General features: G+C 52.8%; 19 protein-coding genes and 1 tRNA gene. 16 read left to right on the top strand and 4 right to left on the bottom strand.

Annotated elements, in window-relative coordinates; genetic code table 11:
- The first annotated feature begins 19 nt into the window (after positions 1 to 19).
- On the top strand, positions 20 to 1,402 hold the full coding sequence (locus tag WCO56_16345; protein MEI7731148.1) for a right-handed parallel beta-helix repeat-containing protein: 1,383 nt from the start codon (positions 20 to 22) through the stop codon (positions 1,400 to 1,402).
- Positions 1,403 to 1,450: 48 nt separating this feature from the next.
- Here the strand turns inward: WCO56_16345 and WCO56_16340 are convergent, their stop codons facing one another.
- Positions 1,451 to 1,936 (bottom strand): hypothetical protein, encoded by a 486-nt coding sequence (locus WCO56_16340; protein MEI7731147.1) that lies wholly within the window; start codon positions 1,934 to 1,936, stop codon positions 1,451 to 1,453.
- A 21-nt stretch (positions 1,937 to 1,957) separates the two neighbouring features.
- On the opposite strand from WCO56_16340, the gene WCO56_16335 reads away from it, so the two are divergent.
- On the top strand, positions 1,958 to 2,704 hold the full coding sequence (locus WCO56_16335; GenBank protein ID MEI7731146.1) for a fibronectin type III domain-containing protein: 747 nt from the start codon (positions 1,958 to 1,960) through the stop codon (positions 2,702 to 2,704).
- A 352-nt stretch (positions 2,705 to 3,056) separates the two neighbouring features.
- Here WCO56_16335 and WCO56_16330 read toward each other — a convergent pair whose 3' ends face one another.
- Positions 3,057 to 3,542: a hypothetical protein gene (locus tag WCO56_16330; GenBank protein ID MEI7731145.1), complete on the bottom strand. Its 486-nt coding sequence runs from the start codon at positions 3,540 to 3,542 to the stop codon at positions 3,057 to 3,059.
- A 319-nt stretch (positions 3,543 to 3,861) separates the two neighbouring features.
- Between WCO56_16330 and WCO56_16325 the strand changes: the two genes are divergently transcribed.
- The 4 genes from WCO56_16325 (at position 3,862) to WCO56_16310 (ending at position 8,599) form a co-directional block, all read left to right on the top strand.
- The gene (locus WCO56_16325) at positions 3,862 to 5,190 is read left to right on the top strand and encodes an MFS transporter (GenBank protein MEI7731144.1); all 1,329 of its coding nucleotides are present in this window, start codon (positions 3,862 to 3,864) and stop codon (positions 5,188 to 5,190) included.
- Complete coding sequence (locus WCO56_16320; GenBank protein MEI7731143.1) at positions 5,187 to 6,326, top strand: glycerate kinase; 1,140 nt, start codon at positions 5,187 to 5,189, stop codon at positions 6,324 to 6,326. The genes WCO56_16325 and WCO56_16320 overlap by 4 nt, the downstream gene beginning before the upstream one ends.
- A 307-nt stretch (positions 6,327 to 6,633) precedes the next feature.
- Positions 6,634 to 7,659: a methyltransferase domain-containing protein gene (locus WCO56_16315; protein MEI7731142.1), complete on the top strand. Its 1,026-nt coding sequence runs from the start codon at positions 6,634 to 6,636 to the stop codon at positions 7,657 to 7,659.
- A gap of 139 nt (positions 7,660 to 7,798) precedes the next feature.
- Complete coding sequence (locus WCO56_16310; GenBank protein MEI7731141.1) at positions 7,799 to 8,599, top strand: polyphosphate polymerase domain-containing protein; 801 nt, start codon at positions 7,799 to 7,801, stop codon at positions 8,597 to 8,599.
- Between the two features lie 25 nt (positions 8,600 to 8,624).
- On the opposite strand, the gene WCO56_16305 is transcribed toward WCO56_16310, so the two are convergent.
- Positions 8,625 to 8,700, bottom strand: a tRNA-Val gene (locus tag WCO56_16305).
- A 91-nt stretch (positions 8,701 to 8,791) separates the two neighbouring features.
- Between WCO56_16305 and WCO56_16300 the strand changes: the two genes are divergently transcribed.
- The 9 genes from WCO56_16300 (at position 8,792) to WCO56_16260 (ending at position 21,577) form a co-directional block, all read left to right on the top strand.
- Positions 8,792 to 9,964, top strand: coding sequence for a tyrosine-type recombinase/integrase (locus WCO56_16300; GenBank protein ID MEI7731140.1), 1,173 nt, complete (start codon positions 8,792 to 8,794; stop codon positions 9,962 to 9,964).
- A 1,086-nt stretch (positions 9,965 to 11,050) separates the two neighbouring features.
- Complete coding sequence (locus tag WCO56_16295) at positions 11,051 to 12,541, top strand: hypothetical protein (protein MEI7731139.1); 1,491 nt, start codon at positions 11,051 to 11,053, stop codon at positions 12,539 to 12,541.
- A 41-nt stretch (positions 12,542 to 12,582) separates the two neighbouring features.
- A complete protein-coding gene (locus WCO56_16290; protein ID MEI7731138.1) occupies positions 12,583 to 13,218 on the top strand; it encodes a hypothetical protein in 636 nt (211 codons plus the stop codon).
- A gap of 2,131 nt (positions 13,219 to 15,349) precedes the next feature.
- On the top strand, positions 15,350 to 16,534 hold the full coding sequence (dgoD, locus tag WCO56_16285; GenBank protein MEI7731137.1) for a galactonate dehydratase: 1,185 nt from the start codon (positions 15,350 to 15,352) through the stop codon (positions 16,532 to 16,534).
- The gene (locus WCO56_16280; protein MEI7731136.1) at positions 16,531 to 17,304 is read left to right on the top strand and encodes an SDR family oxidoreductase; all 774 of its coding nucleotides are present in this window, start codon (positions 16,531 to 16,533) and stop codon (positions 17,302 to 17,304) included. Before dgoD ends, WCO56_16280 begins: the two co-directional genes overlap by 4 nt.
- A 4-nt stretch (positions 17,305 to 17,308) precedes the next feature.
- A complete protein-coding gene (locus tag WCO56_16275) occupies positions 17,309 to 18,586 on the top strand; it encodes an MFS transporter (GenBank protein MEI7731135.1) in 1,278 nt (425 codons plus the stop codon).
- A gap of 268 nt (positions 18,587 to 18,854) precedes the next feature.
- The gene (locus tag WCO56_16270) at positions 18,855 to 19,733 is read left to right on the top strand and encodes a NotI family restriction endonuclease (protein ID MEI7731134.1); all 879 of its coding nucleotides are present in this window, start codon (positions 18,855 to 18,857) and stop codon (positions 19,731 to 19,733) included.
- Positions 19,678 to 20,829 carry a DNA adenine methylase gene (locus WCO56_16265; protein ID MEI7731133.1) on the top strand — a complete coding sequence of 384 codons (1,152 nt, stop codon included), beginning with the start codon at positions 19,678 to 19,680 and terminating at the stop codon, positions 20,827 to 20,829. Before WCO56_16270 ends, WCO56_16265 begins: the two co-directional genes overlap by 56 nt.
- An 88-nt stretch (positions 20,830 to 20,917) precedes the next feature.
- Entirely contained in the window at positions 20,918 to 21,577 is a 660-nt protein-coding gene (locus WCO56_16260; GenBank protein ID MEI7731132.1) for a hypothetical protein, read from the top strand.
- A 786-nt stretch (positions 21,578 to 22,363) separates the two neighbouring features.
- On the opposite strand, the gene WCO56_16255 is transcribed toward WCO56_16260, so the two are convergent.
- Complete coding sequence (locus WCO56_16255; protein MEI7731131.1) at positions 22,364 to 22,849, bottom strand: hypothetical protein; 486 nt, start codon at positions 22,847 to 22,849, stop codon at positions 22,364 to 22,366.
- A gap of 259 nt (positions 22,850 to 23,108) precedes the next feature.
- Here WCO56_16255 and WCO56_16250 point away from each other — a divergent pair, with 259 nt between their 5' ends.
- Positions 23,109 to 23,447, top strand: a complete 339-nt coding sequence (locus WCO56_16250) for a hypothetical protein (GenBank protein ID MEI7731130.1) — start codon at positions 23,109 to 23,111, stop codon at positions 23,445 to 23,447.
- The last annotated feature ends 199 nt before the right edge of the window (positions 23,448 to 23,646 follow it).

Raw genomic sequence — 23,646 nt, 5'->3', positions numbered from 1 at the left:
ATACGGAAAGAACAACGAAATGAAACCGCTACGCTGGATGATGCTGTTGGTGGTCGGCCCGGCGTTGACGGCGCTGGCGCGGGACATCTACGTGGACCCGGATCATGGCCAAGATACCTTCAACGGCCTGGCGCAAACCGTCGCCGCCAGCCCGGCGGGGCCGGTGAAGACCATCGCACGCGGCATCGCCCTCGCGAAGGCCGGGGATACTGTTCACCTGGCCAACCTCAACCGACCCTATCACGAAAGCATCCTGTTAAACAAACGCTCGGGCGCGCCCGGCAAGCCGCTGATCATTGACGGTCACGGCGCCACTCTCACGGGCGTGGAACCGCTCGATCCCAAAGCCTGGGTGGACCTGGGCGATGGCCTGTACCGCAGCGATTCCCTCTTTGCCACGGTGCGCGGCGATGACGCCGTGCTCCTGCGCATGTTCTTTATTTTCAAAGGGCAGATTCAATACATGGACCGCGTCAGCAAAGGCGCCCGCGCCCCGTTCAAAAAGCCCGGCGAACTCGCGCCCGGCCAATGGACCTATCAGGCGGAAGGCAAGGCGTTCTACCTGCGCCTCGCCCCCGGCCAGGCGCTGGCCGAGGCCGGCATTGAGATTCCCCACCGCTCCAACGGCGTGGGCATCAGCGGCAGCACCAACGAGCACCTGATCATTCGCAACCTCACCTGCACCCGGTTCATCAACGACGGCTTCAACCTCCACAACTCCAGCCGCGACGTGCGCTTCGAGAACATCAAGGCCATTGACAACGGCGACGATGGCCTCAGCGCCCATGAAACCTGCGAGTTTGAAGTGGATGGCTTCGAGGCCCGCGGCAACGCCACCGGCGTCTGCAACATCGGCCGGAGCCGTTGCAAACTCAACCATCTCCGCCTGGAAGGCAACCGGGGCTATGAATTCTTCGCCCTGGAAGAGACCACCTTTGAGCTGCGCAACTCCCTGATCCTCCCCACCACGGCGGCGCACCCCGTCACCATCATGGGCCAAGCCAAATCCAACCAAACCACGCGCGTCACCATGGACAATGTCCAGGTGATCTATCGCGGCGATAAACCCCGGCAATTTGAAGTGCTCCGCAACAGCATCCTGCAAGCCACCCGGCTGACGACCCAGGGATTGACCTGGAACGTCACGGGGGAAGTCACCCTCGACCACAGCCTGCTCTGCGGCGGCAACGCCGTGCGGCTGACCTGCGGCACCACCGCCGTCTGGCACGGCGATAACAACCTCTACGACCTCGGCGGATTCACCTACAACGGGCACACCTTCCCCCCGGCGGACTTCGCCAACTTCCAACGCGCCACCGGGCACGACGTCCATTCCCGCTGCCAAACCCTGGCACCCCACGAACTGCCGGGCGGCAGCGCACCAAAAATTTCTGACAAATAATGCTTGTCAGTCCTAAGCTGAATGGGTACCTTCCGTGCAAGATCACTGTCAATCGAGCATGGACCGCATGTACCCAGGTAGGATATTCGATGCAGTTTCCGCCCATACACCCGGCGGAACTACGGAAGCGCTTTCCAGCGTGAAGGGCACCCTTTTGTCATCCCCGCCCCCAACCCCTTGGCACCGGCAGGCAACCCTTTCCCGCTTAAAAAAGACCCTTTCCCGCTTAAAAAAGACCCTGTCCGTGACAAACAAGACCTTGTCCGGCTCAGACAAGACCTTGTCCAAGGCAAACAAGACCTTGTCCGTGGCAAACAAGACCTTGTCCGTTGCAGACAAGACCTTGTCCGTTGCAGACAAGACCTTGTCCGTTGCAGACAAGACCTTGTCCGGCTTGCACAAGACCTTGTCCGGCTCGAAAAAAGGCTTGTCCGCGTCACCCAAAGCCGGACGCCGAACGCACAAGGCCTTGTTTTCCAGTGAGTTAGCCGGATTTTCCCGATTTTTGACCCTTTCACCCTGCAAAACCATCAAAACTAACCAATAAACAAACTCATGGCACCTACCCCCCTTACCTGGAACGGCACCTACCCGGACGGCACCCCGTTTCGGTGGGGTGACCGCGGCTTGGTCTGGAATGGTAATGTGCCGGAACCTCAACCGTATAAACATATGACTCATCTGCGAGTATTACTCGGCTTCACCAATGCCCCCGACCACTCCCTGGAGGAAACGGGCGGGCGCGTCCTGGCCCAACTCTTTGACATCCCCGCCTATGCCAACCCGCCCGTGACGAAAGTGGCATTGCAGGCGGCGGTGACGGACTTCACCAACGCCATCGCCGCCCAACCCGATGGCGGCAAGGCGGCCACGGCGGATAAAAACAACAAGCGCGCGATCCTGGTGACCCTGCTGCGCAAGCTGGCCGGTCACGTCCAGGAACATTGCGGTGATGACCTGGCCCTCTTGCTCAGCAGCGGCTTTGAAGCCGTGAGCGGCCACAGCCCCTCCACTCCCTTGCCCAAGCCCGCCGATGTGCGCGTGGAAAACGGCAACAGCGGCCAACTCAAAATCCGCGTCAAAGCCATCGCCAATGCCCGTTGCTACGAGGTGCGTTATGCCGTGATCGCCGCCGGTGGCACGCTCGGCCCCTGGCAGATGGGCGGGTTATTCACCAGCTCCCGCGACATACTCCTCGACGGTCTGACGCCGGGCACCAACTACAGCATCCAGGTCCGCGCCGTGGGCGGTTCCACCCGCAAAAGCGATTGGAGCGACCCGATCAGCCACATGAGTTTGTGAGCAGAGGCAAGCCGCGAACGGCCGCCTCAACGGCGGCCGTTTCGCATTGACCCGAGCGGCCTTTGGGGGGATGGTCGGTGCCATGAAAACCAACGGGCTACCGGAAACCATGAACGAAGTGGGCGATCAAGAATAGACCGTGAACTACCGAAGTCTCATCATTACCATCGCCGCAGCAATCGGTTTGGCTGCCGTTTACGTTGTCACATACTTTTGCACAGTAGAGCCGGTTACCTATCTCAAAACAATAACGGTTCAACGCCAACCACGGTATGTTTCAAATACCCCTGATCCTCGAAATCGTGTTGAGGTAACCACTATTGGTTATCAGGCCTTCTATAAATCCCTCTCCTCAGACTTCTTCGTGGCATTTTTTTCTCCAATCCACTATTTCGATAGGAATGTCATCCGGCCTCAATTGTGGCTGGAAAAACGGAAAGAAAGACCACTTATCCCCGATTATTAAAAGGGATTCACCTATAACATGGCCATGCTCAGCCCACAACCAATTCCCTGCGCCTCCAACCAAACCCCCTGCCTGCTCGCTTGACCATGGTTTGGCCGTTTCGCATTGACCTGAGCGGCGTTTGGGGGGATGGTCGGTGCCATGAAAACCAACTGGCCAGCGGAAAGCGTGAACGAATGTTAGTTCAAGAATACTGCTGGACTGAAGCCTATGTACAGAATACCCAAAGAACTTGACCTTTCCCTGGCTATCGGAGAGTTCACGACCCAGATCAGGGTGGGACAGTTTGATCTCCAATTTTCGTTCGGAGAAGTTGACTTCGGCATTACTTCCCCCGTGAACCTGTTCCGGGGAAGTGAGATGATCGGCCACTGGGAAGAGGGGAAATGGCCAGATGCCGCTTTCTACAACATAATGAACACGAAGATCACCCGTTGCGAGGTAAGAACTGACAGACTATTAGTCGTTGTGTTCGCCAATGGCATCGAGATGCATCTCGTTGACGATTCAGATCAATACGAGTGCATGCAAATTCATTTCAAAACCAGCAAGGCTTGTTGGATAATTTAACATCCAACAACTGCGGGTAGCCAAGGTCATTCATAACCAATCCCCTGCGCCTCCAACCAAACTCCCTCCCTCCCCGCTTTACCCTGATCTGGCCGCGACGGCGTTGTTTCGCGGGCGCGCCTTGCCGGTTTTTGCGCTGGCACTTGCCGGGCGCAGTCGGTACAACTTCAACGTGATTTCGCCAGCCAAGCCACCGGTCCGCCGGTTGCGGGATTTGTCGCCGCAACAATGGAAATCAGGCATCGCCGCCTGGTTGGGCTGGTTCTTTGATGGGTTGGAGTTGCACTTGTACACGTTGGTGGCCGCGCCCTTTGTCATGCACTTGGTGGGCGCGGCGACGACGAGCGATAACCTGGTCAAGGAGAAGAGTTCGTGGATTCAGGCGTCCTTCCTGATTGGCTGGGCGCTGGGCGGCGCGTGCTTTGGGCGGGTGGGCGACCTGCTGGGCCGCAGCCGGGCGTTGTGCCTGACGATCCTGACGTACGCGCTGTTCACCGGCCTGTCCTTTCTCGCCACGGAGTGGTGGCATTTGCTGATCTTCCGGTTCCTCGCTGCGCTGGGGGTGGGCGGGGAATGGGCGATTGGCTCGGCGCTGCTTTCGGAGACGTGGCCCAAGCGTTGGCGACCGTGGATCGCCGCCGTGCTGCAAACCGGTGTGAACCTCGGCATTCTGCTGGCGACGGCGACGGCGTATTCGATGAAGGGTTTGCCGGAGCGGTATGTGTTCCTGGTGGGCATTGTGCCGGCGCTGGTGGTGTATTGGATTCGCCGGCAGGTGCCCGAGCCGGTGGAGTGGCAGCAGGCGCGGGAGCAGGCGCGGCATCATGAGCCCAAGCTGCTGGATTTGTTCCGGGGCGAGGTGCGGCGCACGACGATCCTGGCCATTATTGTGTGCGCCACGTCGCTGTCCGGTTGGTGGGCGTTCATGTTCTGGTATCCGCAACACATTCTGGCGCTGCCGGAGTTGGGCACGTGGACGATGGAGGCCAAGCGCGGGCTGGTGGCCAAGACGTTCTTCTGGGTGATCCTCATCAGCATCCTGGGCAATTACGTTTCGGGCGGGCTGGCGCGCTGGCTGGGATATCGCAAGGCGATGTCGCTGATGTTCGCGGGGTTTGTGGCGACGTTCGTGGGCGCGTTCGTGCCGCATTGGGATTATCAGACGCTCACGGGTTTCTGGCTGCCGTTCATCGGGTTCTGGAGCGGGCTGTTCGGGTTGTTCACGATGTATCTGCCGCCGTTGTTCCCCACGCTGCTGCGCACTACGGGGGCGGGCTTCTGTTATAATATCGGCCGGCTGTTCTCGGCGTTCGCCACGATCTATGGCGGCAAGATCACTGCGGGCGGTAACTTCCAGACGACGCTGTTGTTGATCGGGATGTTGTTCATTCCGCCGATGGTGGTCATTTGGTGGATGCCCGAGCCACCCGAGGAGTTTAACGACGCATGAAATTGCTGCGAATCCTGATCATCCCGGATAAGTTCAAAGGCACCTTGAGCGCCCGCGAGGCCGCCGCCGCGATGGCGGCGGGTTGGCACGCGAGCCGGCCGGGTGACCGGCTGGAGCAATTCCCCATGAGCGACGGTGGGGATGGCTTCGGCGAATTGCTCAGCGCGCACGTGGGCGGCCAGGAGCAACGCGTCCAGACGGTGGATGCCGCGCAGCGCCCGTGCGAATCCGCCTGGTGGTGGGAAGCCAAGACCCGCACGGCGATCATCGAATCCGCCCGCACGGTTGGCCTGGCCATGCTGCCGCCGGGGCAGTTCCATCCGTTCCAACTGGACACGCGGGGGTTGGGCACGATGCTTTTCAATGCGGCGGAGAAGCAGGCGCGCACGTGCATCATCGGGATTGGCGGCAGCGCGACCAACGACGGCGGCTTTGGGCTGGCGCGTGCGCTGGGCTGGGTGTTCCTGGATGGCGAGCACAACGCGTTATCGCGCTGGACGGAGTTGTCCCGGCTGAAACGAATCCTTCCGCCGACGCGCGGACCGCTTTTCCCAAACGTCATCGTGGCCGTGGATGTGCAGAACCCGTTGCTGGGAGCGCGTGGTTGCTCACGGATTTACGGTCCCCAGAAAGGACTGCGGCCGGAGGATCTGCCCATCGCCGATGCCGCGCTGCAACAGCTCGCCAGGGTGGTGCGCCAACAATTTGGCCGTGACTTGGCCAAGGAACCGGGAGCCGGTGCCGCCGGGGGGCTGGGCTTTGGGCTGCTGGCTTTTCTGAACGCCCAGGCCGCGCCCGGCTTTGCACTGTTCGCCAAGCGGACCCGCCTGCCACAACGCTTGCGCAGAGCGGACCTGGTCATCACCGGCGAAGGCGCGATGGACGGCTCCACGCTGATGGGCAAAGGCGTGGGCGAGTTGGGCGCGTTGTGCCGCCAAGCCAAGGTCCCCTGCATTGGGTTATGCGGCACCGTTGCCGGGCATAAGCAGTTAAAGAAACTGTTCCGCTCTGTAAACGGGCTGACGGACCTCACCACGCCAGAGGAAGCCAAAGCCAATGCCGCGCACTGGCTGCAAGAGCTGGCGCGGAGGGAGGCGGAGAAAGCGGGAGTGAAAGGTTTAGGGGGTGGGAGATGAATAAGGCTTGGTACCCCCTCACCCCGGCCCTCTCCCTTGGGGAGAGGGTGGGCATTACCCGGCTGAGGGAGATTGCTTCAAGGTTTGAGTCTTCATTTGGTTTTACACTGGATTTACAAAAATTGTCTTTCCGTAATTACATCCGCAACGCGGGCGCGCAACCAAGGCTCTGGAAACTTTCAGAACGCCGGAAGCGGAATCCCCTCTCCCCAAGGGAGAGGGCTAGGGTGAGGGGGAACAGAACCACAGCCACTCCCCACGCCCAAGAGATCAGCACACCAGCGGAACGTCCCCCCACGCCTTCCCCATGAAACGTCCCTCCGTCATGCAGGTGGAAACCGAGCGGCTGACCCGTTCCTGGGAACGGCATGACGCCTCGTTCTTGCGCGATTACCTCGTTGCCGATGTCGAGGACCCGCGCCTGAACGTGCAAAGCATCCTGACGCGCCACTTCCTGCTGCGCTGCCTGTTCGGCGAACGTTGGGAGGAAGTGATGCGGGAGGAGCTGCGCTTCGCCGTGGTGATGAATTGGTGGCGGGGACTCTTGCAGCAACCGTTGGTGGCCGATGACTTCGCGGCGCTGCTGCATGCCGTGCGCCGCCATGCCGATAACGCGGAGGGATTGGAGATTCCCGCGTATGTGCTGAATATTCACGCCGCCCGCCCCGCCACCCTGGCCGGGCTGCCGTTCCCGGATTACCTGAGCGAAGCCATTCAGGCCGCCCGACGATCTTCTCCGCCCCGCACACTGCCGGAACCGCTCCTGAACACCTTTCAAACGCTCTGGAAACAAGTCCTTGCGCGCAAGCGGGCCGAACGTCTGCGCGTGTTGGAACCCGCTTGCGGCTCGGCCAATGACTATCGGTTCTTCGCGGCGTTTGGTCTGGCGCGGCTGCTGGAGTATCACGGCATGGATCTATCCGCCAAGAACGTCGCCAATGCCCGCAAGCTGTTTCCCAAGGTTGATTTTCAAGCGGGCAACGTGCTTCAGATCAAAGCCGCCAAACATGCGTTCTCCGCGTGCGTCGTTCACGATCTGTTTGAACACCTTTCCATCGAGGCCATGACGCAGGCCGTCCGCGAAGTGTGCCGCGTCACCCGTCACGGCCTGTGCGTGAACTTCTTCAACCTGCACGAGGCGGAGGAACACACCGTGCATCCCGTGGAGGAATACCATTGGAACACGCTCAGCCTGCCCGCCATGCGCACCCTATTTGAAAGCCACGGCTTCACTGGTCAGATCATCCACGTGGGCACCCTGCTGGCGCAGACCATGGAATGTCCGCGCACCCACAACCCAAATGCGTACACGTTTTACTTGTGGCGGGAATGATCGGGTTTCCACCATCACAGTGCCAAGGCCTGGTACGAGCCTATAAATAGTTCAGTCTTTGCCAAGCTGGAATACCATGGCAAAAAAAACTTTGCATCCTGGCGCAAGCGTGTTTCAATCCTGAGACAGAAGCACACTTATGGCAATTGATCGGATGCAAACGCAGCGGTTTGAGTTGAAGTACCTCATCACTGAAGAGGCGGCACTTCAGGTGCGTGATTTTGTGCAATGCCATCTCAACTTGGATGAATACAGCACGCTGCACCCCAACCTATCCTACCCCGTCCATAGCTTGTATCTGGATTCCGATCATTTGAAGACCTATTGGGAGACCATCAATGGCGATAAAAACCGGTACAAGCTGCGCTTGCGCTTTTACAGCACCGACGCCAATTCACCGGTCTTTTTTGAAATCAAGCGCCGGATGAATTCCTGTATCATGAAACAGCGTGGCGGCGTCAAACAGGCGGCGGTTCCCCTCTTGCTAAACGGTCACTTCCCCGAACCGCAACACATGTTTTCCAAATCGGATAAAGCCTTCGTGGCAGTGCAGCGTTTCTGCGAATTAATGTCCACCATTCAAGCCCGACCGCGCCTTCACATCTTCTACCAACGCGAGGCGTACGTGAATGACAATGATTCCGTGCGGGTCACCATGGACCGCCATGTCTGCGCCGAACCCAACCTGCATTTTTCGGTTAAAACCGAGATGCACGACCCGCACTACAGCTACTACCCCAAGGTCATCCTTGAATTAAAGTTCACGGACCGGCATCCCACTTGGTTCTATGATTTGGTCCGGGTCTTTGATCTCATGCAATGCGGCGCGGCCAAGTATTGTTCCTCGGTGCAAGCGATCGGCCATCGTCCGTTGGAAGTGCTTACTCCGGTAGTGGCGGAAGAGTTCGCCGTTGGCCGGTTGGAAAAACGTCCGGTTTAACTCTATTTTCCCGCAAAAGAGGAGTTGGTGGGCGCTGAGGGATTTGAACCCCCGACCTACTCGGTGTAAACGAGACGCGCTAACCACTGCGCCAAGCGCCCAACCAGTTTATTTACAAGCACTTACGCTTGAATTAAGAATTGCCGATTTAGCTTGCCACCCCCAAATGCCACCCCTCATGATATGGGAACTATGAATAACATCAATAATACCACAAAGGGAAACACTCAGAATGTTGCTACCAGCACAGAAAAGGGAGCCCCCTGCCTTAGCACAAGGCAGTTGCTTGAAAAAATTCCTAATTATCCGTGTTTGTATCGGCATAGCGTCAACAACACCTATTATGCAATAAAGAAGCACGGCGGCAAGCGTAAAGAACATTCATTGGATACGACTGACAGGAAAAGCGCGGAAAGGCGGCTAAAGGATTGGATTGCCAACCTTGACAAGGTGGACGCGCAAGCCGAAAAAACAACACTTGAACAGCTATTGGAAAAATTTATTAAAGGCCGCTTGGGGAAATCAAAGAAAACCACAGACACGGAGCGCAGTATAATCAAAAACTTTAAGGCCACTTGGGGCAATGGGTTGGGGATTCAAGTTTCCCGCGTTCAACCCTCTATGTTGAATGAATGGCTTGCCAAACAAGAAACGCGCCTAAAAGATAGTTCCTATAACCGCTACGCCCTGTTTTTAAAGCAACTGTTTGACCTAGCTTATAATGACAAAATGATTCCTGAGTCGCCATTTTCAAGAGTAGATAAACCTTGGAAAAGAGTTGAAGATGTAAAACGGATTGTCCCAACAGATGAACAGTTCCGCGCCATTGTGGACAATATCCGCGCCGAAAAACGAAACGTTAAAGCGGAAGAAAGCGCCAACTTTGTTGAATTTTTGGGACTGGCTGGATTAGGGCAAGCGGAAGCGCGTTCTTTAACTTGGGGTGATATTGATTGGATAAAAGAGAAAATTTCAGTGAGACGCCGCAAAACGGGAGCTTTATTTTATCCGCCCATTTATCCGCAGTTAAAACCATTTTTGCAAAACTTACTCGCCAAGGAAACCGCCAAAGCCGCCCCCCAACAAACGGCATTGCCCCCGAATACACCACTTTTTACCATTAGCGATGCCCGGAAGTCTTTGACAAATGCCTGCAATAGGTTGGGCTTTCCAAATTTCACACAAAGAAGCATACGCGCCTATTTAATTAGAAAACTTTGGCAAAAGCAAGTTGATATAAAATTAATATCAAAATGGCAGGGTCATAAGGATGGCGGGAAATTGATTCTTAATACATATACGGAAGTTTTTGGCACAGACGACGCCGATTATGAAAAAGCCCAGCTAGCTAAAATCATATTGTGACTTTTGAAAAGGCCAGAATTGAATCCCAAGTGATTAGTTTGACGCGCAAGGCGGGGGAAGACTTCAATAAACCGCGTTCTAAGAGCCGCCGCACGCTTTTTTCGCTTACGCTCAATAGGTGCGCTGTTTCTTTAATTGTATAGAGCAACTTATTGTTTTCGCATATTTTGCTTTCTGTTGGCGCGTTTTCTTTCATGGTGTCACCCTAACAGGCAATTTATATTGAGTCAATCATAAACTGTCTATAGAGCCCCTTTTTTTCGGCTGGCAACGCTTAATTGTAACAACTAAACCACAACCGGGGGGCAAAACCTGCAATATCAAGCGCCTATCCGCCATCAAGCGCCATTCTCTAAGCCTGAATCGTTCCGGCTAAGTTATCCTTTTGCGCCTATGCCTTTCCCTTTGATTCCTTGGCGGTTCCTTGGCGGTTCCTTGGCGGTTCCTTAAAGATACCTTTGGAATGCCTTGGAAGTACCTTGGAAGTACCTTGGGAATGCCTTAGCTCAATTCCCATAGATTCCCCATGGTTCCCCATGGTTCCCCTATTTTCCCCGGAATGCCCCCCTTTGGACAGGTTTAAGGGTGTGAGGTCTAAGGTGTAAAAATTTAGGTTTTAATTGTGACAACTTACCCAACTTACCCAAGGTTTATACTTTTGGGATGTTTAAAAGTGAGAATTAAGCCAAAAAGATTCCTTATACATGCACTTATGGCCCCTAGAAGAAGGGAGAGAGAGGGATAGAGGTTATAGATAATATAGAGGGAATGGCGTATATATTTTTTGCCAATTATTCCAAAAAATACACTGAGCGGGAAAATAACACTTTGCGGGCATATTTCCGTTGACGCCAAAGCCAAGTCCTTAATAAATTAATATCAGATAAAGTTAGTTAGCCGCCGCGCCTGATGTTTTTTTGGTATTTGTTGACAACAACAGATTATTACAGGGAGCCGAAAGCCCCCCTTGCCGAAAGGCTAAACATAATATGATTAAACATAATTTTAGAGCCAGTAGCGTCCTATCATTCCCTTTCCGGGGTGAGGCTTTCAACGCCGCTGGCTTCTTTTTTTCCCTTTTGAATTATGAAAGCCGATACGAAAGCCATCCTAAACACAATAACTAGCCGCCCCGCTCCGCCAACTAAACAGAAAGCCAACTACCTTGATATTAACACCGATGATTATTTTGTGCCTGATATGTTATGGCCCTTTATTGCCGCGCACCCAGAGAAAGAGCAAGCCAAGTATGCCTTTGTTACGTCAATGATTCATTGCCTGCCTTATAAGGATGAAAATTTTGAGTCTGCAAACATTGCCCGCAAAACTTGGCAAAATAAGTTAGGCAATAACTACCGCAAGTATATTGATGATTTGAAACTTTGGGGCGTTATCAAAATCCAGCATAACAGCGATGGGCGGGAAAGTTTTTCACAGTCGCGCAACGGCAAAGAAGGGTTTTGCAAGTGCTATGCCCTGACAGATGCCGCCAAAGAGGGGGGCTCAATCCAAAAGTATAAACGCCAGAGAGCGCAAAAAGTTTTAAGCCCAGAGATTAACGCAAAAAAGAATGATATTGATATGACTAACCCTATAATTGCCCATACTGCCAATGCCTGCCACAATTTAGAGATTAGATATAATGAGCAAGTTTATTTTGATACCATTGAAGAGATGGCGCGGAAGATTAGCGGGGAAGCCGTTTTAAAGTCCATTCATTGCCACAATTTTTCTGTGCGATATGGCAAGCGGGGCAATCGGTTATTTCATCCTGTCATTATCTGCAATAAGCATTATCGCCGCTTTATTTTCTTTAAGCATTCTGATAAGGTCAATGAGTATGATGTTGCCACTTGTTTCCCCGTGTTATTGTTAAAGTTTGTAGCGCGAGAGGAATGGGAAGAGTATAAAGCCGCTATTACCGGGGATATTTATAACACCATTACAGGGGACACTGACAAAACCAAAAGGGAAGCCTGCAAAAAAGACTTTCAAAAATGGGTTGGCGGACAAGTGCAAAATTATGTTGCTGAGTGGTTTTTAGAACGTTTTCCCCTTACTTATCACAAGATTAACGGTGATAAAGATATGGCCGCGAAACTACAGAGATTAGAATCTTATATTATGGTTGAATGTATGGTTTCTTGGCTGATAGAGAATCAAATAAAATGGGTTATCCCTATGCATGACGGCTTTTTGACAGATGGGAATGAAGAGACGGACGCCAGAGTAAAAGCATTTGTTCGCCTGACTTTCCTTGATGTTTTGGGATATTGCCCGGATATAGGGAACCCCATAAGGCGCATCATTCAGCTACTACCAGAGGAAAGGCCGCGCCATGAGTCCCAACCTACCTTTACAGACGCTCCAACGGCTAGAAAGATTCAACTTGCCGCCCAACTTAACGGACGCATGAAAAGCCTTGCTAGAACGTTTGGCAGAAGGGATGAAACCTTTAGCCAGCGTTATCAAAAATGGCTTGATTTGAAACAAAGGCTTGCTGTTTTAACCGAAAATATTAGCGCAACCATTAAACCTGCTTTTGACAACACCCCTATCATTGAAGCCTCACTGTAAAGCTTCATTGTCTGTAAAGAAAAATCAGAATCATAAACAAAATGAATGTATTCAAAAAAATTGGCTCTAAGTTAGTTCAATATACTACTAGCAAAACGCCTGTTAGAGTGTCCAATCCGTCTAATGTAACAACGAAAGCCCCCGCTAAACCAAGCGAGCCCCCAATCTACTCTAAAGAAGTTAAGGCCGCTGAGCAAGTAAACACGGCAAACAATGGGGGCTTAGGCTCTTCAAACATTGATGAAAAGTTCGCCCAGCTTGAAAACTGGAAAACCACCCTTGCAACCGAAAAGAAAGCCGCCAAAGCCGCTCAAAGCATTTCCGCACCCGCTTTCTACTCCAAAGATATTGAGCCCTCGCAATGGTATAAAATTGTTTTGGAAGACAGCTCTTATTTTGTCTGTTGGCACAATGACCGCTCTTATTTTATTGATGGCTCTGGAATGTGCGGCCTGAAATATATTTGCCTTACAGTTTCAAATGCGCTGGGCATGATTCGCACAATGACTTTTGAACATTTAGACAAGGAAAGGTTCGCCGCCATCCTAACGGGCAAGCCAACTTCAAAAATGTTGTATCAAACCTATAAGCTGCCCGATGTTTTCATACGTGCTAATGATACCAAGGATATGCACCCTGATATTGCCAATATAACAAGGGCCGTGCCTATTTTTTAAAGCCGCTTATCTTTTGTAACGCCTCTGCTTTTTTCATATTACACCACAGAGGCTAGCGCCCCTTATTTTTGTAGTGAAACTTTGGGGCTTTTTTGTTTGTTTCGCCGGTTGGCTGGCTGGCGTTGCTGGCGTTGCTGGCGTGCTGATATGGTTAGCATGTTGGGTAAGTTGGGTATGATTGGTATAGCTGGTATTGTTGGCGTTTGTTTTGTTTGTTTGTGTGTGTGTGCCTGTGTGTTCATGTGTGTGCATGTCTGGCTGTCCCTATGGGGGGGGGGTAGTGGGTTAAGGAATCTCTTTTATTTTCCGGGGGCGGCGGGGGTAAAAAAATATTGAGTGATGATAATTGATTTGCCCTTTTATTTATTATGGCTCGCTTGGCTGTTGTTTTGTGGTGCGTTTTGTTGGGGATTAGTGCTGGCGTACTTATAGAAGGAATAGCCGGGTTAAGTCTTATACTTAATTATGAGTTGTTGACTTGGTTTGTTTGTCTGGGCGTTTGTCTGGAATGCAAGGGAGCAAATTAGGGCAGGAATAAAAATAAACAGATTTCAAAATTGTTATCCTTTGAATGGTTGGCGGGTGCCATCACCGCCTTTTACCTATGAGATTTATTTTTTTAAATTATAAACCCTCCTTATTGTGGTATTGTGTTTGATTAGTACAATATATAGAGAATTTGAAGTGTTTTTTAGGTGTTCCAAGGGTTTTCAATGGTTTTCAATGGTTTTCAATGGTTTTCAATGGTTCCCAAGTACAATTTGCAAATGATTCCGGGGTGTTTTTTCGTATCATCCTAAGCTAATAGGGTAGCTAAGGCAAAATATCCAAAACCATCATAAAACACCCAAGCCCCTATATCCAGACGCCTTGCTTGACGCCTTGCTTGACGCTTTGCTTGTCGCTGCTTGCCGCCTTGCTTACCGCCTTACTTACCTAGATTTTTCATGGTTGGGCTCTTGGCCGCGCCTGTCAGCTCTTGGCCGCGCCTCTATGTCTAGGGCTCTGTGTTCGCCCCGTTATGGTCTCTTGATGTTGTTCCTGTGGTTGTTCCTGTCCTTGTTCCAATTTTCCCTACCGTTCCCCCGATTGGTTACTTTTTGCCCCCGGTTTGTTAAGTTATGCCCCCGATTGGTTTTGATATGGTTCTCCGCATGATTCCCCGCATGAATCACGGCAAGAGTCTTTGGCATTATTCTTTAGCATGAGTTTTTAGCGTGAGTCTTTGCGCCTTTCCATGGTTCACCCTGTAAGGTTCCGCGCCAGATTCCCCAAGGTTCCCCAAGGTTTTCCCGCCATGCTGGCATAAGTTTGGCCGCTTGTATGTGGTTTCATTTTCTCTTTTTATCCTGCTATTAGAGTTACACTGTTTTTGCCTACTATGTGAAATCAATTTGAATTTGATATGATAAAAACTATATGCCCTATTGTTTTGCTTCCCTTCCCCGCCCTTTGCACCATGCTTGCACCGTGCTTGCTACCGTGCTTGCAATCGCCTTGCTTGCCATCTTAGAGGCTCTTGTATTGTGCTTTGTGCCGCGCCTATAGCTTTAGGTTTAAAGGCGGGAAAATAGTTGTCACCCCCGTTTGTCACCCCCAACGCCAAAAAGTTGGGCTATTGCTGGCCATTCCTGTCCCTGTAAACTTTCAAAAAAAGCCTGTTTTACCGGGGAATTAAACGTCTGGCCATTCGGGGGAAAATGGGGCTAAGTGCCTAAATCTTTGTGTAAACGAGACGCGCTAACCACTGCGCCAAGCGCCCAACCAAATTTCTATTACAATACGTTGCAAGGAGTATTGCATCCCTGCAATTTTCCCCTCCATACCGCGAGTTTCAAAAGGCGGCGAAAAGTTGTATCGTATTCATCGAACAGCATTGATTATGCGGTGTTTCGCCCGCATGGCAAGCTCAAATGGAAGAGCCCCACAACAAGTATTTGATCCGTGCCAATAGGCTGCTGGAAGGAGGCTCGCATGATTTCCGTGGCGGCCTTCACGCTGGGATGTACCGGTGGCAGCCAGTCCGTCGAGGTGCGAACGACGACCTCCCGGCATTTGATGGACAACAATCGATTGTCGTAATTTGCCAGTCGCATTTTACTGACGACCATGGCTATACTTGGAAAATACTATGAAAGTCACAGCGATTGAGACTCATATCTGCCACGCCTACCGCACGAACTGGGTGTTCGTGAGGGTACTGACGGATGCGGGACTGTACGGGGTGGGTGAGGCCACCTTGGAAATGCGCGAGTTAACCGTCGCCCAAGCCTGCCGGGAACTTGAACGATACCTGGTGGGTAAGGACCCGTTTAATATTGAGGCGTTCTGGCACGATGCTTATCGCGATGCGTATTGGCGTGGCGGTCCGGTGTTGATGAGCGCGTTGGCCGGGGTGGAAATGGCCCTGTGGGACATCAAGGGCAAGGCGCTGGGGGTGCCCGTGTGGCAATTGTTGGGAGGCCAGGTGCGTGATCGGGTTCCTTGCTACGCCAACGGCTGGTTTGCCCCTGCCGTACGGCCGGATGAGTTTGCCGAGAAGGCAAAGCTGGCCAAGGCCCAGGGTTTTCGCGGGCTGAAGTGGGATCCTTTCGGCTCCTCATACATGAATATCCCCAAAAGCGTTTTGCGCGATGCCATTGCATGTGTTCAGGCGGTCGTTGAGGCGGTGGGACCGGATGTGGATATTTTAATTGAGGGCCATGGCCGTTTCAATGTGCCCACTGCTATTCGCATTGCCCATGCGCTGGCGGATTTTGACATCACTTGGTTTGAAGAGCCCATTCCGCCGGATAATCCAGAGGGATTGGCTGAGATCAAACGCCGGGTTAAGGTGCCCATCGCGGGTGGGGAACGGCTCTATAGCCGCTGGGATTTCCGAAATTACCTGGGTTTGCGCTGCGCGGACTTCATTCAGCCGGATGTCAGTCATGTGGGTGGGATCGGGGAGTTGCGCAAGATTGCGGCCATGGCTGAGGCGCATCATATTCCCGTGTGCCCGCACAATCCCTCCGGGCCGGTGGCCAACGCCGCCACCCTGCAAATCGCCGCCTGCACTCCCAACTTTTTCTTACTCGAAACCATGGCCACGGATGTGCCGCATCGCCGTGAAATCAGCACGGAGAAAGTGCGCTTCGAGGACGGTTGCATGTTCATACCGGATGCGCCGGGATTGGGGATTGATCTCAATATTCCAGCCATGGCGGCGCATGCGTATCAGCCGCGTGACCTGCGGCATTATTCGGGCGCGCTGACGCAAATCCGTCCCGCTAATGCCACCTCGTATTTTGAACCGTCACCGGAGAAGAAATCATGAGATTCAAAGACCAGCATGTCCTGGTGACCGGCGCTGCCACGCATACCGGCTACGAAATCGCCCGGCAATTTTCCGCCGAGGGTGGCACGGTGTATGTCAACGACCTCGCCGGAACAGAATTGGAACAGGCGGCGGCCAGTCTGCGCGCCAACACCGGGGGAACCGTCATCCCGGTGGCAGCGGATTTGGCGAATGCTTCGGCTGTGGAAGCCATGTTCGCGCATATTTACAAACAGAGTGACCGTCTGGATGTATTGGTCAACAACGCGGCGCTGCATGGCTTGGGATACAGCTTTGTGGATACGCCCATGGAGTTGCTGGATCAGGTATTGCGTGCGAATCTTTACGGGTTGTTTCAATGCTCCCAGCTTGCCGCCCGCATGATGGTGAAACAGGGCAGGGGGGCGATTATCAATCTCAGCTCGAATACTTCCGAACGCGCCATCCGCAAGATGAGTGCGTACATTACCTCCAAAGGGGCGGTGGAGGCATTGACTCGCGCGCTGGCCGTGGAGTTGGGACCCAACGGAATCCGTGTCAATACGGTGGCACCCGGGTACATCCACACCACGCGTTGGAACAAGCTCAGCCCGGAACAGACCCAACGCCGCCGTGCGAATGTGCCGCTTGGGGCTGAATCCACAGCACAACAAGTGGCGGATGTGGTGCTGTTCCTGGCTTCGGATCAGGCGGCCCGCATCAATGGCAGCCGGGTGGTCGTGGATGGCGGTTGTTCTGCGCAGTTGTTCCCGGCAGACATTGATGTGTGAAACTATGAATTCCCATCCTCCCCACAAGCATTACAAGTGGGAATTGCTCGCCCTGCTATTCTGCGCCTTTTTCTTCCATCAAGGAGACCGGGCCATCTTTGGCGTGGTGCTGTCCGCCATCAAGACGGACCTGCAACTGACCGATAGCCAGCTCGGTTTGGTCGGCACCGTGCTGTTTGCCATGCTGGCAGTGATGATGCCGGTAGCGGGCTATCTGGGTGATGTCTGGAACAAGAAGCGCATCATCATCGGCAGCCTGATGTTTTGGAGCGCGGCGACCATGTGTACCGGCATGGCGGGCGGGTTGATGGGGTTGATTCTATTCCGCAGCATCGCCACCGCCGGGGGCGAATCGTTTTATGCGCCTGCCGCCTATCCGCTGTTGGCCGAGCACCATACGCGGACGCGCGCCTTTGCCTTGTCCATCCACCAATCCTCGCTGTACATCGGCGTGATGGTGAGCGGCTTCCTGGGGGGCTACATCGCTGAACGCTGGGGATGGCGTTCGGCCTTCTACCTCTTTGGCGGTGGCGGCATTGTGCTGGGCATGATCTTGATGTGGCGGCTGCAAAATCCGGCGGCGGCTGAAACTCCAGGCACGCCGGCTGTGGTTGAACGGGAAACGGTTTGGCAATCCTTGGGCGTGGTCTTTCGCTCGCCCTCCGCGCTGCTGTTGACGACCGGGTTCACCGCCATCGTCTTTGTGAACAACGCCTATGTGGTCTGGGCGCCGGTGTTTCTTCAGGAACGCTTTGGCCTCTCCCTGACGAAGGCGGGCGGTTATGCAATGTTTTATCATCACGTCGCGGCGCTGGTTGGCATTCTCATTGGCGGACGGCTTTCCGATTACATGGCGACCACGCGTCCGGTGTTTCGCCCGCAAATGATGTGCACCGCCATGTTGTTGGGCGCGCCCATCATTTTCTACATGGGCCAGGCGGATACCCTTTGGCTGGCCTGCGGCACCATGGCGGGCTTTGGCCTATTCCGGGGACTCTACGAGGCCAATACCCACGCGGCCCTTTTTGAAGTCATTGCCCCCCGGCATCGCGCCTCCGCCATCGGCATTACTGTAATGTTGGCGTTCCTGGTCGGGTCGCTTTCGCCCTGGATGCTGGGCCGCTTTCGGGAATCATTCCCGGCGGGCAAGGGCTTGGGCTACGGTTTCTCCACCCTGTCCGCCGCGTATGTCTTGGGTGGTTTGGCGGTATTGTCGGCGGTGGTGTTTACCTTTAATCGTGATCGCCATCGGGAGCCCGAAGTTTTCACGACAGGAAGTTAAGATAAAAGCCAGGTGTCATTCATTTTACCACAACCCAACGATTAACAAATCTGTGAACCCGGCATCTGGCCCAAACGGGGTGAGCAGGACCAACTGGCCATCCAGCAGGAACTCATCGCAGCATTGACCCGGCGCGGCGGTTTCCTTTACTCTCGCCACATGGTCAAGCAAGCGAAGTTAAAAAAAGATCTCGGCGAGGAGATGTCCGCCGGGCCACTCCGTGCTGAACTATACCCCGGAGAGGCTGTGCGCCGCTGACCAGCTATTCATGAAACATAAAAATCCATTAGTGGAAGTCTTTGGTTTTCCAAGCAGTGACGTGAGTGCCCTGGCAGAACGTCACCGCAAGAACAGTCTCTGCCCTTTCAATAACAAAGTGCCCAACTGCACCAAAGACAAAGCGCAGAACCCGCTTGGTGTTTGTAGCGTTGTTGACGGTGATGATATTGCCATAACATGCCCTGTGCGCTTTCGCCAGGACTGGATGATCGCTGAAGACGCTGCCAATTTCTTTTTCGGTTCCGAGGCCAAATGGACAACCCTCACAGAAGTACGGCTCAAAGATGCTCATGGTGGCTCTGCTGGGAATATTGACGTCGTGCTTTGTGCCTATAATAACGCTGGTGCGGTTTATGATTTTGGCGCTTTGGAAGTCCAAGCGGTTTATATTTCTGGAAATGTCCGAAATCCTTTCGAGTCCTATATGAGCAATCCAGCCAAACGCGCAGCTATGGATTGGACCGAGGAAGTAAATTATCCAAGACCTGATTATCTTTCCTCCTCGCGAAAGAGATTGGCACCTCAAATCATATTCAAGGGTGGAATCTTGAATGCTTGGAAGAAGAAGTCTGCCGTTGCGCTAAACACTGGTTTCTTTCGCACGCTTCCCAAACTGCCGGAAGTACCGAAACAGGAAGCTGATATTGCTTGGTTGATATATGATTTAAAATTGTCCAAAAAGCCTGGGACGCCGCATCAACTATTTCTCCACAAAACTGTCTATACCAAGTTCGAGCCAGCTTTGGCGCAAATTACCAAATCCAATCCCGGCAAGATGGAAGATTTCATCCGAGAGCTGCAAACAAAGGTGGATGAAAAGCTCGAAACATCACCTTCCAATAGAACCATTGAAATTCCTTTTGGGTGATACTGGTATGACTCAGACATATTTATTCGCGGATGCTTTGATGGATGTCCCGCTGGATTCGCCAGTGAATGTCGCCTCTGTGCCACAGCGAAGTCCTTTCCGTTATCCTGGAGGAAAAACTTGGCTGGTTCCACTTTTTCGCCGCTGGCTCGCCAGCAAAATACGTCCACCGCAACTGTTAATTGAAACATTTGCAGGCGGGGGCATTATCGGTTTGACGGCAGCCATGGAAAATCTGGCCCAACGGGTCATTCTAGTCGAACTCGATGATCAAGTTGCGGCAGTTTGGGAAACAATCCTTTCAGACGGTGCTGGATGGCTCGCTGCAAGGATTCAGCATTTTGAAATGTCTTTAGAAAACCTCAATGCTGAACTTCTAAGACCTCCGGAATCCCGCCGTGAATTGGCCTTTCAAACCATTCTTCGCAACCGCACGGCGCATGGTGGAATCCTTGCTGCCGGTGCTGGAGTGTTAAAGCATGGAGAAAACGGGAAAGGCGTATCTTCCCGCTGGTATGCGAAGACCATTGCCCATCGTATCAGGGCCATTGGAATGGTTACTGACCGTATTCAATTTATAAATGGAGACGCTTTTGCCGTAATGAACCAATACCGGCTGTCCCATGACACTGTCTTTTTTATTGATCCCCCTTATACCGCTGGTGGCAAGCGCGCTGGCAGCCGTCTTTACACCCATTCTGAAATAGATCACGAACGCCTTTTCCAACAATGTGGGGAACTGGCCGGAGATTTCCTGATTACCTACGACAATGCTCCCGAGGTGGTAGCCCTTGCCGCACGGCATGGGTTTCAAACCAAAACGGTGGCCATGAAAAACACGCATCATGCGGAAATGACCGAACTGCTGATTGGCCGCGACTTGGGGTGGATGGACTATGAATGGGTAATGACCGAAGAACCACCGCCGTACAGAATAAATCCGCCCCAAACAATCAAATCGGCACGTAAACGTAAAAAAGTGGCATCCACGAGGGCAACGACAACTCGTACAAACGTTGAAGACCAGTCTTCTAGAAAATCCAAACCAAAAAAGTCTAAACCAACTACCAAAGCACCAAAAACGCGAGCGGCTTGAATCGCTCCCTGCCGGTAAAGGAGATTCTGGAACAACATCTGGCGAAGAAGCTGGCATGAGGACGCCGTAAAATGTGGGATCGAACTTTATGAGCAAACAAAACCAAGGTAAAAAACAGCAAGTTTCAATTCCAAATAGCACACCAAATTCGCCTCAAACGGACCAAGCACCAGAACAATCTGAAAACAACGCATCTGATAGTTATCTTAATCTTCTTCGCGAGAACGAATATCATGCGATAGATCAATTCGATAAAACCGTTCTGACGCTTGCTGGGGGAGCTTTTGCGTTATCGTTTGCGTTTTTAAAAGATATTATCAGAACAGAACAAATTCAGTTTAGCTGTTGCCTGATTTGTGCCTGGATTTTTTGGGTTATTTCATTGGCCTCCACGCTTAGCTCCTTTTATTTCGCCCATCTGGCCATGCGCAATGCTCAAAGACTTTGGCAAAAAGGTATTAAAAGCGAAAAGAAGCTAAGAGGGAATTATGGCAAAGCAATACCAATTTTGAATTTGGTTTCAGGTATTGCCTTTTTATTCGGATTAATTTCCATGACTGTTTTCGTTACAAACAACCTGAGCCATGAACAAAAAAGTTTACCCGCAAGCACCAACAACATAACAAACAACCAAATAAAAACAAATGAGCAACGAACCACGACCTCAACCAATACGCCCTCCTCAGCCACCAAGGCCGCAGCCGCAGCCACCAAGGCCGCAGCCGCAAGTCCCCACCCGACCAATTAACATTCCTGAACGGAAGAATGTTCCAAGTTCACCAGCTAGGCCATTACCAATACCACCGGTAAAAAAGTAATTACCTATTTATTTATAATTCTATGAGCAATTCCTCCAACAAACCCAAAAAGTCATCAGCCGAGGTGGCCAATAATCGAGAAGGTGGCTTAGAAAATTTTAGCGGAGCCTCTGGGAAAAAGGGAACCCCTCAGCACAAATCATCACAGATGTGTGGGAAAATGGTGAAACCCCTACTGATTGTTGAAGCCAGGGATATTCCAATTCCCCCGAAGAAGAAATAAGCAGAGGCGTCATAACGGTAATGGGGCATAACCCTTGGAAAGATACCCAATAGGTGCCAGAGTCTACTTTAACGCCCGCCATTAAAGCCGGGAATCCCCGGTTTTTGCTGTTTTTCGCAATTTTTCCCGTAAGTACCTGTAAATTAGCCGGATGGGCGCGTAATTTTGCCAAATGACCGTCAAATTTACCCGGACGGGCGGCTAAATTACCCGGATGGGCGGCTAACGCTGCAATCGAGCGCCTAAATTTGCCGGATGGGCGGGTAATTTTGAGATCGAGCGCCTAATTTACCCGGATGAGCGGGTAATTTACTCGGATGACCGCCAAATTTACCCGGATGGGCGAGTAATTTTGCCAAACGGGCGGGTAATTTAGGCAGATATTCGACCGATTAGCGTGATAATTCGGGTAATTTAGGCGTCCATAAAGCAAAACCGGGCGGTGGTTCCGCCCGGTTTGGTGGTGCTCCGAGTAATTTGGCGATGCGTCCGCTTAGGTTGTCGGCTTCGTGGGGGTCGTGTCGGCGGGCTTTGGACGGCGCGGACGGGCGAAGAATGCCCGGATGAGGGCCAGTTCGGCATCGTAGGCACCATCCCGGTTGGCGACCTTGGCCCCGGCGTAGATCGCCAGCAGCGCATGGTACAGGTCGGCGTTCAAGGCCAGGTTCGTGTCGTTGGCATCTTCGTACAGGGACATCAGTTTGTTGAACACCCGCGTCCACGGCACTTGCAGCGCGATGTCCGCATCAAACGCGGCCAGATCAAACTCGCCACTGATGGCTGCGGGGTGATTCCGGACGAACAGCCGCGCCTGTTCCAGGATGCCTTGCGAGGCGGGGGTGACGTGCGGCAAACGCCGCCGCTCGGTCGGCGTCAAATTGATCAGGATCGGCAGGTTGGTGCGGATGGTTTCGATGGCGGCGTCAATCGCGGCCTCGGCCTGGGTGGTAATCGTTCCTTCGACTAGATTATGTTCCATATTTGTTTTTTGCTTTGCTGGCTCGTTATAGCGCACTCCCGAATTGAAAAGCGCCTCATTGTATCGGGCCATAGTTCGTTTATGGTTAATGTTATTTTTGTTACTTTTTTGGCTGACGCAGGCTGATTTACCCAAGCGTAGTCTTTGAGGCAAGCATTAATTTATCATTTCTTGATATGGTCCTACTTGACTTGATCGTCGATATAACGTTTTTTAGTCGCGTTGCCCGTGAAACTATAAACCAGAACCATAAATTGTTATGCCATTTGATCCTAATAAGCCCGTCGAACATACTGAGATTGACGCCGCCGAGTTGCGCGCCCAATTCAACGCCCTCAAGGCCCTGGATGATGATAAAAGCGCCCGCATTGCCGCGCTGGAGGCGCAAGTCGCCGCCCTCCAGGCGAGCGTCGTCACCGCCACCCAGTTGGCGGAAGCCCTGAGCAACCTCAGCGCAGCCCTCATCGCCAACAGCAGCGCGAACAGCAACGGCGTGATGCCGATGGATTTCGTCGTGAGCGATCCCCCGACGCAATGGGAGGTGGGCACGATCTTGAATACGATCAATGCGCTGATCCAGGCCCTGCGGCGCGTGTAAAGCAATTGCGTAGCCGCGGACGTGAGTCCGCGCTGATCTGCTCAGGGCGCTTCGGTATGGGTGTGCGACCGCCGATTGAGCCAAAACCGAACTATGCGCCGACTCACGTCGGCGGCTACGGATTGGTAACCCCGGACGCCAGTGCAGTAATCAGTAATCAGTGATCAGTAATCAGTAATCAGTGATCAGTAATCAGTAA

It is taken from the genome of Verrucomicrobiota bacterium, assembly GCA_037139415.1.
Lineage (GTDB): Bacteria > Verrucomicrobiota > Verrucomicrobiia > Limisphaerales > Fontisphaeraceae > JBAXGN01.
This window is presented reverse-complemented; position numbering and strand designations above follow the sequence as displayed.